This window comes from Pseudomonas sp. S5F11 (assembly GCF_019641515.1).
Lineage (GTDB): Bacteria > Pseudomonadota > Gammaproteobacteria > Pseudomonadales > Pseudomonadaceae > Aquipseudomonas > Aquipseudomonas rhodesiae.
The window spans coordinates 1528547-1541596 of sequence record NZ_JAIFJZ010000001.1; the positions used below are offsets into that span (position 1 = coordinate 1528547).

Annotated in this window: 11 protein-coding genes and 4 tRNA genes; 7 read left to right on the forward strand and 8 right to left on the reverse strand. The window is 59.5% G+C overall.

The features are described 5' to 3' along the window. Positions 1-250 precede the first annotated feature (250 nt). Positions 251-327, reverse strand: a tRNA-Asp gene (locus K1567_RS06600). A 19-nt stretch (positions 328-346) separates the two neighbouring features. Beyond that, positions 347-422: transfer RNA gene (locus K1567_RS06605), tRNA-Val, on the reverse strand. A gap of 202 nt (positions 423-624) precedes the next feature. Between K1567_RS06605 and K1567_RS06610 the strand changes: the two genes are divergently transcribed. The 3 genes from K1567_RS06610 (at position 625) to K1567_RS06620 (ending at position 4644) form a co-directional block, all read left to right on the forward strand. Then, on the forward strand, positions 625-1143 hold the full coding sequence (locus tag K1567_RS06610) for a sigma-70 family RNA polymerase sigma factor (protein ID WP_034096723.1): 519 nt from the start codon (positions 625-627) through the stop codon (positions 1141-1143). A 6-nt stretch (positions 1144-1149) separates the two neighbouring features. Then, the gene (locus K1567_RS06615; protein WP_220698274.1) at positions 1150-2133 is read left to right on the forward strand and encodes a FecR domain-containing protein; all 984 of its coding nucleotides are present in this window, start codon (positions 1150-1152) and stop codon (positions 2131-2133) included. A 78-nt stretch (positions 2134-2211) separates the two neighbouring features. Beyond that, positions 2212-4644, forward strand: coding sequence for a TonB-dependent siderophore receptor (locus K1567_RS06620; RefSeq protein ID WP_034096721.1), 2433 nt, complete (start codon positions 2212-2214; stop codon positions 4642-4644). Between the two features lie 139 nt (positions 4645-4783). Here K1567_RS06620 and K1567_RS06625 read toward each other — a convergent pair. Both K1567_RS06625 and K1567_RS06630 read right to left on the reverse strand, forming a co-directional pair. Continuing rightward, a tRNA-Asp gene (locus tag K1567_RS06625) sits at positions 4784-4860 on the reverse strand. Positions 4861-4879: 19 nt separating this feature from the next. Beyond that, positions 4880-4955: transfer RNA gene (locus K1567_RS06630), tRNA-Val, on the reverse strand. A 159-nt stretch (positions 4956-5114) separates the two neighbouring features. Here K1567_RS06630 and rdgC point away from each other — a divergent pair. From rdgC to sugE, 3 genes are all read left to right on the forward strand, one after another. Next, positions 5115-6035, forward strand: a complete 921-nt coding sequence (rdgC, locus tag K1567_RS06635; protein WP_047882847.1) for a recombination-associated protein RdgC — start codon at positions 5115-5117, stop codon at positions 6033-6035. 160 nt (positions 6036-6195) lie between these two features. Further along, positions 6196-7161, forward strand: a complete 966-nt coding sequence (locus K1567_RS06640; protein WP_034137630.1) for a bile acid:sodium symporter family protein — start codon at positions 6196-6198, stop codon at positions 7159-7161. 105 nt (positions 7162-7266) lie between these two features. Continuing rightward, positions 7267-7581, forward strand: a complete 315-nt coding sequence (sugE, locus tag K1567_RS06645) for a quaternary ammonium compound efflux SMR transporter SugE (protein WP_034096718.1) — start codon at positions 7267-7269, stop codon at positions 7579-7581. 60 nt (positions 7582-7641) lie between these two features. Here the strand turns inward: sugE and K1567_RS06650 are convergent, their stop codons facing one another. The 4 genes from K1567_RS06650 to K1567_RS06665 all read right to left on the reverse strand — a co-directional run bounded on the left by K1567_RS06650 (position 7642) and on the right by K1567_RS06665 (position 12387). After that, a complete protein-coding gene (locus tag K1567_RS06650) occupies positions 7642-9516 on the reverse strand; it encodes an MFS transporter (protein ID WP_034137629.1) in 1875 nt (624 codons plus the stop codon). A 68-nt stretch (positions 9517-9584) separates the two neighbouring features. Then, positions 9585-10733, reverse strand: coding sequence for a TDT family transporter (locus K1567_RS06655; RefSeq protein WP_034137628.1), 1149 nt, complete (start codon positions 10731-10733; stop codon positions 9585-9587). Between the two features lie 106 nt (positions 10734-10839). Next, positions 10840-11151: a cupin domain-containing protein gene (locus K1567_RS06660; RefSeq protein WP_034112745.1), complete on the reverse strand. Its 312-nt coding sequence runs from the start codon at positions 11149-11151 to the stop codon at positions 10840-10842. Between the two features lie 42 nt (positions 11152-11193). Further along, positions 11194-12387 carry an MFS transporter gene (locus K1567_RS06665; RefSeq protein ID WP_213549196.1) on the reverse strand — a complete coding sequence of 398 codons (1194 nt, stop codon included), beginning with the start codon at positions 12385-12387 and terminating at the stop codon, positions 11194-11196. A 91-nt stretch (positions 12388-12478) separates the two neighbouring features. Between K1567_RS06665 and K1567_RS06670 the strand changes: the two genes are divergently transcribed. Next, entirely contained in the window at positions 12479-13018 is a 540-nt protein-coding gene (locus K1567_RS06670; protein ID WP_034137626.1) for a TetR/AcrR family transcriptional regulator, read from the forward strand. Positions 13019-13050 lie beyond the last annotated feature (32 nt).

The window sequence follows — 13050 nt, forward strand, 5'->3', positions numbered from 1 at the left end:
TTTCGCCATGCACTTAGCGTGATTTCCTACCCCATCATTTAGGAACTCACTGTGGAAAGCTCAACCCTAGGCATGATCGTACTGACCCTTATCGCGGTGTTCGGCACGGCCTCGTTTTGCTTCGAGCACCTGGCTATCCGTCAGCCGCGCAAGGAAAAGCCGACTAACCAAATCCCAGGCACAAAAAAGCCCGCTCAATGAGCGGGCTTCTTGTGGTGACCTGGCGTTCAGTGGTCCAGGTTACCGAATATGGCGCAGCGGACGGGACTCGAACCCGCGACCCCCGGCGTGACAGGCCGGTATTCTAACCGACTGAACTACCGCTGCGCGTAACACTTGAAGCGAATGGTGGGTGATGACGGGATCGAACCGCCGACCCTCTGCTTGTAAGGCAGATGCTCTCCCAGCTGAGCTAATCACCCTTCACTTTCGGTGTGGGCGGCATCATACAGCAAAATTTCGCAATGTCTTGATTTAAATGCACTTTATTTAAAAATTTTTCTGATGACCGGAAAAGGCCCGTAAAAACAGGCTCCACTCCCCTTCAAACGCGAGTCTATTGCGTTTACCTGTTGCTTGGCCGCACAATTAAAAACCATTCTCAATAACGCCTGAGTCACACCTATGTCTGTGGGTGAACCGCCATTCCAACGGGAAATTTCCCAGCTCTACAGCGAGCATCATGGCTGGCTGCTCACTTGGCTGCGACGCAAACTGCGCTGCCGGCATCATGCGGCCGACCTGGCCCAGGATACGTTTGCACGCATCCTGAACGCGCGCGAGTCCGTGGCCGGCATTCGCGAACCCCGGGCTTATCTGAGCACCACAGCCCGGCGCCTGATCATTGACCAGACGCGGCGCCGACAGATTGAACAAGCCTACCTGCAGGAATTGGCCCTCACGGTGGACGCATTGGAGGGGTTTCAATCCCCGGAGCAGATCCACACCACCCTTGAAGCCCTTGAACAGATCGCGTTTATCCTGGAAGGCATGCACGAATACGCGCGCCAGGCATTCGTGCTGTATTACTTGGAAGAAATGACCCAGCAGCAAATCGCCCGCCAGCTCAAATTGTCGGAACGCACTGTACGCAAATATCTGATCCAGGCGCTCATGCACTGCGGCCATAGCATGGATACTTGATAAAGCATGTCGGATAGCCACCCAGAGATCGAAGAGCAAGCCGCCGAATGGCTCCTGCACCTGCATGAAGGCGAACTGAACGAGCCCCAGCGCCAGGCGTTCGAGCGCTGGAAACAGCAAGGCCCGCATCACGCTGCGGCCGCCGCTCGAATGGAAGCAGTCATTGTCCGCATGCAGGCCCTGCGCGGCAAAAAAAACCTAGCCAAGGCGGCGCTGAACGCGGCTTTCGCGCAGCCTAAAAACCGCCGTAGCAAGAACGCCGTGCGCGCATTGGTATTGGCGTGCAGCCTGGCGATTCCAACAGCCGCATTGTTTGTCAGCCCTTACCCCCAGCAATGGATGGCCGATGTGCGCAACGGTCCGGGCCAATGGCAAACCCTGCAATTGGCAGATGGCTCGACGCTGGCCTTCAACGGCGTCAGCGCGGTGAACCTGCATTTCGATGGCAAGCAGCGCCGTATCGATTTGCTGCAAGGCGAAATACTGGTGGAAGTGGCCCACGACAGCACGCGGCCGTTTGTCGTGCAGACACCCCAAGGCACATTGCGCGCGCGGGGCACACGGTTCGTGGTCAAGCGAGACGGTGATGTCACCGTACTGAGCATGCTCGAATCCCGCGTAGCCGCACACAGTGCCGATGGCGAGCAGACGCTGGAGGTCGACGCAGGCTCGCGGGCCCTGATGCGCTCGAATGATGTCCGCCTAAGCGGCACGGTCGACCCGGCCAGCATCAACGAGGCGTGGCGCCGTCATCAATTGGTGGTCGAGAATCGGCCATTGCCCGAGGTGCTGGACGAAATCGCCCGGCATCGCGCCGGCCGTGTCCAATTCGATCGCCATGCGCTCCAAGGCATACGAGTGTCGGCCGTCATACCGCTGGATGACAGCGACCATGCCTTGCAACTGTTGGCGCAAACACTGCCGATACGGGCCCAGGCTTTCACCCCTTGGCTGATCGTCGTCACACCCGAAATGCCGCCCAATGAATAATTATTCGCATTTGCTTCCGGTTTTTATGAAGCTGCCCGTCAAGGAAGGTAATTCAGCACATAAAGGACTACCTTCACCATGCCTACCCCCTCCCCCGCGGGCAGACGTTTTCGACTCCTGAAAAGCGCGCCACTGTCGCTGGCGCTGATCACCACCATCACATTAAATATGAGTCTGGCCCATGCAGACGTCGCCAGCATCACCACTCGGACGTACGACATTCCAGCCGGGCCGCTAGGCAGCTCGCTCAATCGGTTTGCCCAGCAGGCGGGCGTCGCCATCGTGTTCCAGTCCCACGAACTGGAAGGCCTTCAAGGGCAAGGTCTGAAAGGCTCCTACGGCATCCAGGACGGTTTCGATAGTTTGCTGCAAGGCAGCGGCTACCGTGCGGTAAAAGGCGATCAGGTCTATGCGCTGGAACCCGCGCCCGTCAGCGGCGGCGACACCATGGAGCTGAGCCCGACCCAAGTCAGCGGTAACCAGCTCGGTAACGTCACCGAGGGCACCGGATCCTACACGCCCGGCACAATCGCGACCTCGACACGGCTGGTGCTGACGCCCAAGGAAACGCCGCAATCGGTCTCGGTAGTCACCCGCCAGCACATGGATGATTTCGGCCTGAACAACGTCGACGATGTGATGCGCCATACACCCGGCATCACTGTGTCAGCCTTCGACACCGAGCGTACCAACTACTATGCCCGGGGTTTTTCCATCAACAACTTCCAGTACGACGGCATTCCGTCCACGGCGCGCAATGTCGCTTACTCAGCGGGCAACACCCTGAGCGACATGGCGATCTACGACCGCGTCGAAGTGCTCAAGGGTGCCACCGGCCTGCTAACTGGCGCAGGCTCGCTGGGGGCGACAATCAACCTGGTGCGTAAGAAACCTACCGCAGACTTTCAAGGACACGCCACCCTCGGCGCCGGTTCCTGGGACAACTACCGCAGCGAGCTGGATGTCAGCGGTCCGCTGACCGAAAGTGGCAACGTGCGCGGCAGAGCCGTGGCGGCGTACCAGGACAAGCATTCGTTCATGGATCACTACTCGCGCCAGAGTCCCACGTACTACGGCATCATGGAGTTCGATCTGTCACCCGACACCCTGCTGACCGTAGGCGGCGACTATCAGGACACGCTGCCAAAGGGTTCTTCATGGTCGGGCAGTTTTCCGCTGATCAACGCCAAAGGCGATCGCAATAGCGTCAAGCGCTCGTTCAACAACGCCGCCGATTGGAGCAGTTGGGAGCAATACACACGCACCGTATTTGCCGTGCTTGAGCACGATCTGGGTGATGGATGGGTGACCAAGCTGCAATTGGATCACAAGATCAACGGCTACCACGCGTTGATGGGTTCGATCCAAGGCGACCAGCCTCAACCGGATGGCACCGCACAACTCACGTCGGGCAAGTACACCGGGGAAACTGTCAGCGATTCCGCCGACCTATACGTGAGCGGCCCGTTCAGCCTGGGAGGTCGAGAACATGAACTGGTGCTGGGCGGCTCCATCAGCGCCTCCGAATGGAAAGGTAAAGGCTACTGGAATCTCTCGCCGAATATCGTCGATTTCAATAACTGGCACGGCCACGCCGCCATACCGGATTGGGGTCAGGCACAATCGCTGACCGATGACACCGTGCGCCAGACAGGCGCTTATGTCACCACGCGCCTGAACCTTGCCGACGACCTCAAGCTGCTGCTGGGCGGACGCGTGGTCAACTACCAGGTCACAGGCTACAACCCCAATTACCGTGAGTCTGGACGTTTCGTGCCTTACGTCGGTGCCGTGTACGACCTTAACGACACTTACTCGGTGTACGCCAGCTACACCGATATCTTCATGCCGCAGGAGAATTACAACCGCGACCGCGACAACAAGCTGCTTGAGCCCGACGAAGGCCAGAACTGGGAGCTGGGTCTGAAAGCCGACTTCCTCGACGGTCGCGTGAACGCCAGTGCAGCCTACTTTGAAATCCATGAATCCAATCGCGCGCTTTCGGATGACGAGTACAACAACCAAACGCCAATCCCAAACAACTACGCCTACAAAAGCAGCAAGGCCGTTACCAAAGGTTATGAGTTGGAGATGTCCGGCGAGATTGCTCCTGGCTGGCAACTTCAGGCCGGCTACACCCACAAGATAGTGCGCGACGACAAGGACGAAAAAATCTCCACCTTCGAGCCTGAAGATCAGGTCAAGCTGTACACCACCTACCAACTCAAGGGCCAATTGGACAAGTTGACCGTCGGCGGTGGCGTACGCTGGCAGAGCGTTGGCTGGCAGGACATCTACAACAACCCGCATAAGCAATACGAAGAGTTCTCCCAGGACGCTTATTGGCTGGTGGATGTGATGACCAAGTACCAGGTCACTAAGAATCTGTCGGCCACACTGAACGTCAACAACCTGTTCGACAAGCACTACTACACCAATATCGGCTTCTATAACTCCGCCGCTTACGGCGAGCCGCGCAACTTTATGGTGACCACGCGCTGGGATTTCTAGAGCCCCAATAAAAAACGCCGCTGATCAAACCTGATCGGCGGCGTTTTTCAGTTTATGCAAAGTCCAGACAGCAAAAAGCCCGCTCAATGAGCGGGCTTTCTGTGGTGACCTGGCGTTCAGTGTTCCAGGTTACCGAATATGGCGCAGCGGACGGGACTCGAACCCGCGACCCCCGGCGTGACAGGCCGGTATTCTAACCGACTGAACTACCGCTGCGCGTAACACTTGAAGCGAATGGTGGGTGATGACGGGATCGAACCGCCGACCCTCTGCTTGTAAGGCAGATGCTCTCCCAGCTGAGCTAATCACCCTTCGTTTCGGTGTGGCGCGCATTCTACGGAGCGTCCCCAAGTCTGGCAAGCACTTTCTTAAATCTTTTTTTTGATAGCTTCCAATGGCTTAGGCAGGGTTGGCCTGGCGCGATATGAAGAGAATAATGCCCCCCTTTGTATAAAGGAGAGACTCACCCCATGTGGTTCAAGAACCTGCTTATCTATCGCCTGACCCAAGATCTGCCTGTTGATGCCGAGGCGTTGGAAGCGGCCATGGCCACCAAACTGGCGCGCCCATGTGCAAGCCAGGAGTTGACCACTTACGGTTTTGTCGCCCCGTTCGGCAAAGGTGAAGATGCGCCCCTGGTGCACGTCAGCGGTGACTTCCTGCTGATCGCCGCGCGCAAGGAAGAACGCATTCTGCCGGGCAGCGTGGTGCGCGATGCGCTCAAGGAGAAAGTCGAAGAGATCGAGGCCGAGCAGATGCGCAAGGTCTATAAGAAAGAACGCGACCAGATCAAGGATGAGATCATCCAGGCCTTCCTGCCCCGCGCATTTATTCGTCGCTCGTCGACCTTTGCCGCCATCGCGCCGAAACAGGGTCTGATCCTGGTGAACTCGGCCAGCCCCAAGCGCGCCGAAGACCTGCTCTCCACCCTGCGTGAAGTGATCGGCACCCTGCCGGTACGTCCGCTGACGGTGAAAACCGCACCGACCGCCATCATGACCGACTGGGTCACCACCCAGAAACCGGCCGATGACTTCTTCGTCCTCGACGAGTGCGAGCTGCGCGACACTCACGAAGACGGCGGCATCGTACGTTGCAAGCGTCAGGACCTGACCAGCGAAGAAATCCAGCTGCACCTGACCACCGGCAAAGTCGTGACTCAGTTGGCCCTGGCCTGGCAAGACAAACTGTCCTTCATGCTCGACGACAAAATGACCGTCAAGCGCCTGAAGTTCGAAGACCTGCTGCAGGACCAGGCGGAACAGGACGGCGGCGACGAAGCCCTGGGCCAGCTGGATGCCAGCTTTACCCTGATGATGCTGACCTTCGGCGACTTCCTGCCGGCGCTGATCGAAGCGCTGGGCGGAGAAGAGACCCCGCAGGGCATCTAAGCCGTGTGAGGATCGGGAGGCGTTAGAGGCGCGTGTTCGGGATTGCGCTGTGTCGGTCAACTTATTCATTGGCTGACACAGTGCGATCACGGGCAAGCCCCCTGCCACATTTTGACCGTATCAACCCCTCAAAAAAAGACCAACGAAAAAGGACATTCCCATGCGCGCCCTCGCCAGCCTGAGCCGCTTCGTCGGCAACACCTTCGCCTATTGGGTGTTGATTTTCGCCGTTGTGGCGTTCTTCGAACCGTCCTGGTTCATTGGCCTGAAAAGCGCCATCGTGCCGTTACTGGGGCTGGTGATGTTCGGTATGGGGCTGACCCTGAAGCTGGATGACTTCGCTGAAGTCGCCCGGCACCCATGGCGCGTGGCGCTGGGCGTGGTGGCGCACTTTGTGATCATGCCCGGCGTGGCCTGGTTGTTGTGCCAGGTGTTTCATCTGCCGCCGGAGATTGCCGTCGGTGTGATCCTGGTGGGCTGCTGCCCAAGCGGTACCTCGTCCAACGTCATGACCTGGCTGGCCCGTGGCGATCTGGCGTTGTCGGTGGCCATCGCCGGCGTCACCACCCTCCTCGCCCCGCTGCTGACGCCGGCGCTGATCTGGTTACTGGCGTCAGCCTGGTTGCCGGTGTCGTTCATGGAGCTGTTCTGGTCGATCCTGCAAGTGGTGCTGCTGCCGATCGTGCTCGGCGTGGTGGCGCAACGCGTGCTTGGTGAGCGCGTGCGCCATGCGGTGGAGGTACTGCCGCTGGTGTCGGTGATCAGCATCGTGACGATCGTCGCGGCGGTGGTTGCGGCGAGCCAGGCCAAGATTGCCGAGTCGGGCCTGTTGATCATGGCAGTGGTGATGCTGCATAACAGCTTCGGCTACTTGCTGGGTTACTTCACCGGTCGCCTGTTCAAACTGCCCTTGGCACAACGCAAATCCCTGGCGCTGGAGGTGGGCATGCAAAACTCCGGGCTGGGCGCCGCGCTGGCCAGCGCGCACTTCTCGCCATTGGCGGCGGTGCCGAGCGCGCTGTTCAGCGTCTGGCACAATATTTCCGGGGCATTGCTGTCGACTTACTTCCGCCGGATGAGCGAAGCGCAAGACCGTCTCCCACTGGAGAGCACCCCGCCAACTTGATCGCGTGATCGATGTTCGGCACTCTAACGCCCTTCGCGGGGACGACCCCGCGACGCTTCCAAGCGCCAATTCCGGGGACGACCCCATCCACAGAAGGGGTTACCCATGTCTTGGATCATTCTTTTTTTTGCCGGGTTGTTCGAAGTGGGCTGGGCCGTCGGCTTGAAGTACACCGATGGTTTCAGTAAGCCGCTGCCCACCGTCCTGACGCTTGCCGCCATGGCCGTGAGCCTTGGCCTGCTGGGGCTGGCCGTAAAAGAGCTGCCGCTGGGTACTGCCTATGCCGTATGGACGGGCGTGGGTGCCGTCGGGACGGTCATCGCCGGGATTATCCTGTTTGGCGAATCCATGGCGTTGTTCCGGCTGGCCAGCGTGGCATTGATCATCTTCGGGTTGATTGGTCTCAAGCTCAGCACCTAGGTCGCCAGCGCTTACCGTGGGCAAACCCGACCGCGGTAAGCGCTGATTAGCCGTACAAATCTAACGGACCGTGCCGCGCAGTCCCGCTACCACTTCCTGCAACTGCGCAGGTGTAGCGGCCTCCACCGCAACCGGCTCGCCGGCCACCAGCACCACCCGCGACCAGATGCGATGGAAGAAGCCTTTATTCGGATCGCGACTGAAGAAACTGCCCCATAACCCCTGCAACGCCATGGGAATCACCGGCACCGCCGTCTCTTCCAGAATGCGCGTCACACCACCGCGAAACTCATTCATATCACCATCGGCGGTCAGCTTGCCCTCCGGAAAGATACACACCAACTCCCCTTCTTTCAGGTACTCGGCAATCCGCTTGAAGGCTTGCTCATAGATCTGGATATCTTCGTTGCGCCCGGCAATCGGAATCGCCCCGGCGGTGCGGAAGATAAAGTTGAGCACCGGCAAACGGTAGATCTTGTAGTACATGACAAAACGAATCGGCCGACGCACCGCGCCACCGATCAGCAGCGCATCGACAAACGACACATGATTGCACACCAGTAACGCCGCGCCTTCGTCCGGGATGGCCTGCAGGTTGCGGTGCTCCACGCGGTACATGGAATGGCTGAGCAGCCAGATCATGAAGCGCATGGTGAACTCGGGGACGATTCGGAAGATGTAGGTATTGACCGCGATATTGAGCAGCGACACCACCAGGAACAGCTGCGGAATCGACAGCTTGGCCACGCTCAACAGCAGAATCGACACCAGCGCCGACACCACCATGAACAGCGCATTGAGGATGTTGTTGGCGGCGATCACCCGTGCGCGCTCATGTTCAACCGTGCGCGACTGGATCAACGCATACAGCGGCACGATATAGAAACCGCCGAACACACCCAGGCCGAGAATATCCGCCAGTACCCACCAGGCCTGCCCGTAGCTGAGCACCGCCAGCCAATCGTTGGCCTGGACGTTCTGCGGGAAGCCGCCGGAATGCCACCACAGCAACAGGCCGAACACCGTCAGGCCGAATGATCCGAACGGCACCAGACCAATTTCCACCTTACGGCCGGAGAGCTTTTCGCACAGCATCGAACCCAGGGCGATGCCCACCGAAAACACGGTAAGAATCAGCGTCACCACGGTTTCGTCGCCGTACAGCCACTCCTTGGCATAGGCCGGGATTTGCGTCAGGTAGATCGCGCCGACAAACCAGAACCACGAGTTGCCTACAATCGAGCGCGACACCGCCGGCGTTTGCCCCAGGCCCATGCGCAAGGTGGCCCACGATTGGCTGAAGATATTCCAGTTCAGGCGCAATTGCGGCGTGGAGGCCGCCGCGCGCGGGATGCTGCGGCTGGCCAGGTAACCCAGCACCGCCACGCCGACAATCGCCACCGACACCACCTTGGCGTAATGGGTGGACGACATCATGATCCCAGCGCCGATAGTGCCCGCCAGGATCGCCAGGAAGGTGCCCATTTCCACCAGGCCGTTACCGCCGACCAACTCGTCGTCGCGCAATGCCTGGGGCATGATCGAATACTTCACCGGGCCGAACAGCGCCGAGTGCGTGCCCATGGCGAACAGCGCCAGCAGCATCAATTCCAGGTGGTTGAACAAAAAACCGGTGGCGCCCACGGCCATGATCACGATCTCGGCGATCTTGATCACCCGAATCAGCGCGTCCTTATTGAATTTTTCGCCGAACTGCCCGGCCAGCGCCGAGAACAGGAAGAACGGCAGAATAAACAGCAGCGCGCACAGGTTGACCCAAATGGCGCGATCGCCGTCGATTGCGAGTTTGTAGAGGATCGCCAGGATCAGCGATTGCTTGAAGATGTTGTCGTTGAACGCACCCAACAACTGGGTGATGAAAAACGGCAAAAATCGCCGAGTGCGCAGCAAGGTGAATTGGGAAGGATGGCTCATCGTCGTCCGTGTTCCTGCGTGGCCTGAAGGCTTATCGATTATCAGGCCACGACTTTACCTAATCCTGGTTACTTATTCCCTAATCCTGCAATACACGGTGAAACAAAAAGCTCACCTTTATAGGCCCCCACCACGGTGCGCTTGGTCACGATCAACCACATCCATGCCAACGCCGCCACCAGCACGCTGCCCACTACATTGAAGAACGCCAAGTGCAACACGTTCGCCAGTTTCAGAGTGGTCAATGCGTACACCCCCAGAGGGAAGGTAAAGCCCCACCAGCCCAGGTTGAAGGGGATTTCGGCGCGCAGGTAACGCAGCGTGATCAACACGGCGATCAGCATCCACCACAAACCGAAGCCCCACAGCGTAATACCGGCCACCATGCCGAGGCCGTTGGCGATGTCACCGATGCCTGGCAAGCCGTTGGCGGCGAAGATCGCCGGTGCATCGCCCCCCAGCAGCAACATGCCGAGGGCGCCGGTGCCGATGGGACCTAAGGCCAGCCAGCTGGATGCGGCCATGTTGGCGTGGGGCAGTTTGTGCAAGGCCATGCGCAGCATCAGAATGGTCAGGATGCTGAATGCCACCGGCAGGGAAAACGCCCACAGCACGTAGCTGGTCACCAACATCACCAGTTGCGAATGGGCATCGGCCAGGTGCGGCGCCAACAGCCCACCACTGGCAGCAGCGACCTCGGCGGCGACCACGGGCAACAGCCACACGGCGGTCATCTGGTCGATGCTGTGCTCCTGGCGCGTGAACATCATGAACGGGATCAGCACGCCGCAGGCCAAGGCCATAGCCACATCCAGCCACCACAGCACCTCGGCCAACGGCACCACGGCACTGCCCCCGCGCGGCAGACCGAACAGCAGCAAGCCGTTGAGAATCGTGGCCAGGCCCATGGGGATGGTGCCGAAGAACATCGAAACCGTGGAGTGCCCGAAGATCCGTCGCGCTTCATGGAAGAACATCACCCAACGCGCGGCATACAGCCCACTGAACAGCATGAACAAGACGATGGTGAACAGCCACAGCGCTTCGGCCAAAACATGCAGGCCCGGCAGCGCCACCGGCAATTGGGCCAAGGCCAGCGCGAGCACGCCGGTGCCCATGGTCGCGGCGAACCAATTGGGTGTGAACTGGCGAATCACTTCCCGAGGCCGGGTCAGGTGACTGAAAGGTTTATATCTAAGCGTTGTGGAGCAGGTCATCGTGTCAGTCCTCTTCCTCTTATGAGGTTGATTTCATGATAGAACCTGTTCACATATCTATATAACGGGTAATTTCTCTAACTGTTATCTATTTAACCGATAAGCATCAGACACTGCCTTCACTTTCGATCACCAGGATGCGTGCCGGACCTTGGGGATGGGCGACATGCTCGGTACCGACGCTGGCATAAAAGATGTCCCCCACCGCCAACTCAGCTACCTGTTCAAAGCCGTTATCGCGGTAGTGCATCAGCACCCGACCGTCGAGCACGACAAATACTTCTTCGCCGTCGTTGATGTGCCAGCGGTATGGTTGATCGGTCCAGTGCAAACGGGTGGTAATGCCGTTCATAGTGGCGATATCCAGCGCCTCCCAGGCACGGCTGCCGGTGAAGTCTTTGCTGCGGATAATCTTCATCGTCGAACCCTTCGGCTGTTGAAGTCGCGGATTATGACCGGATCACCGACTGGATGTCGCGCGGCTCCTGGTGCAGTCCTGGAGCAGCAACGCCATCAAGGCACTGAGGGCCAACACGATCAACGAGGCGCCATAGCCGTCGGTGGTGGCGATCAGGCCGAACGTGCGCGTCAGGGTGCCCGCCAACAACGAGGGTATGCAGAACGCCAAGTAGCTCAGGACGTAAAACGCCGACATCAAGCCTGCGCGCTCGTGGGGCTGAGCCAATGGCACGACGCTGCGCACAGCGCCCAGAAACCCGGCGCCGAACCCGCTGCCGGCGATCAGGGTGGCGACGAAGAACAGCGGCAGGCTGGCTGTGTGTACGGCGCCGAGGATCAGCGCCACGCCCAGCGCCAACAGCATGGCGCCCAGACGCAGGACTTTGTCAGCCGCACGGTGGCGCAGGCCGTAAATCATCAGCGCCCCGCTGACGGTCAGCACCGCCACCAATCCACCGCCGATCAGGTTCGATGTCGACCCGGTCGCCGCCCGCACCAGAGAAGGCGCCAGGGATAAATAGAAACCGCCCATGGCCCAAACCGCGATATCCACCGGCAATGCAATCCACAATGCGCGGCGCGCCTGGGCAGGCACATGCAACGTAGGCCACAACGACGCCAACGCCCCGGCGATGGGACTGACGGTTTCCGGCAGGCGCAACACAAGCAAGGCTTGTAGCAGCATCGCGCCGAACAGCACCCAGTAAATCAACTGGGTCGGAAATGGCGCGAACTCCACCAGCAGGCTGCAGCCCATCGCTCCGCAGGCCATGCCCAGCAACGGCGCAAGGCTGTTGATCAGTGGGCCCTGTTCGTGATCGGTATCCAGCAGCGCTGCGCCCAGCACTGCGGTGGCCATACCAGTGGCGAAGCCCTGTAATGTGCGCGCGACGATCAGCCAGGCCACACTGCTTTCATTGATAAACAGCAGCATCGCCAGCATCTCAAGGATCAGTGCGGCGAAGATCACCGGCTTGCGCCCCAGGTAATCCGACAGCGAGCCCACGGTCAGCAGCGCCGCTAACAAGCTCAGGGCGTACACACCAAAGATCAGCGTGAGCATGCCTGCGGAAAAGTCCAAGTGCTGCTGATACAGGTGATACAACGGCGTCGGCGCGCTGGAGGCGGCGAGAAACGTCAGCAAGGTGATCGCCAGGAACACCAGGCTGGGGCGATGGGAAGTGAGACTGGACATGGGCACGCTCCGCTAAAGCTAATATTTTGCTTTTGCGCAGTGTGCGACTCGCCGACGCTTAAAGCAAATTCTTTGTGTTAAGGTCGCGTCCATGGTGATTAAAGAAGGCCTTCGCCCGGGAGGCCGCAGTGCCCGGGTACAAGCATCGGTACATTGTGCCGTGCGTGAACTATTGGAAGCCCACGAGCGATCCAGCGTGACTGTGCCGATGATTGCCGCGCGCGCCGGGGTGACGCCGTCGACCATCTACCGACGCTGGGGGGACCTCTCCGCCCTGCTCGCCGATGTGGCCGTGGCACGCATGCGCCCGGACAGCGAGCCGGCCGATACCGGCAGCCTGCGCGGCGACCTGCGAGCTTGGGCCGAGCAGTACCTGGATGAGATGAGTTCGGAACCGGGGCGCATGATGATGCGCGACGTGCAATGCAGCCCAACGCCAGGCTACTGCGTTAGCATTCTGAGCGGGCAGTTGCAGACAATTGTCGATCGCTACCCCGGCGAAACAGCGCCAAGCGTGGACCGCTTGATCAACCTGCTGGCGGCGCCGACAGTGTTTCGTATTCTGTTCTCGAGCGCGCCGTTGGCAGTTGAAGAACTGCACGAGCTGATCGAGCTGGCACTGAAGACCTGATGCAAAACCATAGGTGGGAGAGCGCTTGGCCC

What these genes read in the sequence shown, in the direction of transcription:
- K1567_RS06620 (WP_034096721.1), top strand. Translation starts at nt 2,212, where the DNA reads ATGCCTACCCCCTCCCCCGCGGGCAGACGTTTTCGACTCCTGAAAAGC.
- rdgC (WP_047882847.1), top strand. Translation starts at nt 5,115, where the DNA reads ATGTGGTTCAAGAACCTGCTTATCTATCGCCTGACCCAAGATCTGCCT.
- K1567_RS06640 (WP_034137630.1), top strand. Translation starts at nt 6,196, where the DNA reads ATGCGCGCCCTCGCCAGCCTGAGCCGCTTCGTCGGCAACACCTTCGCC.
- K1567_RS06660 (WP_034112745.1), bottom strand. Translation starts at nt 11,151, where the DNA reads ATGAAGATTATCCGCAGCAAAGACTTCACCGGCAGCCGTGCCTGGGAG.
- K1567_RS06610 (WP_034096723.1), top strand. Translation starts at nt 625, where the DNA reads ATGTCTGTGGGTGAACCGCCATTCCAACGGGAAATTTCCCAGCTCTAC.
- K1567_RS06615 (WP_220698274.1), top strand. Translation starts at nt 1,150, where the DNA reads ATGTCGGATAGCCACCCAGAGATCGAAGAGCAAGCCGCCGAATGGCTC.
- K1567_RS06665 (WP_213549196.1), bottom strand. Translation starts at nt 12,387, where the DNA reads ATGTCCAGTCTCACTTCCCATCGCCCCAGCCTGGTGTTCCTGGCGATC.
- K1567_RS06650 (WP_034137629.1), bottom strand. Translation starts at nt 9,516, where the DNA reads ATGAGCCATCCTTCCCAATTCACCTTGCTGCGCACTCGGCGATTTTTG.
- sugE (WP_034096718.1), top strand. Translation starts at nt 7,267, where the DNA reads ATGTCTTGGATCATTCTTTTTTTTGCCGGGTTGTTCGAAGTGGGCTGG.
- K1567_RS06670 (WP_034137626.1), top strand. Translation starts at nt 12,479, where the DNA reads ATGGTGATTAAAGAAGGCCTTCGCCCGGGAGGCCGCAGTGCCCGGGTA.
- K1567_RS06655 (WP_034137628.1), bottom strand. Translation starts at nt 10,733, where the DNA reads ATGACCTGCTCCACAACGCTTAGATATAAACCTTTCAGTCACCTGACC.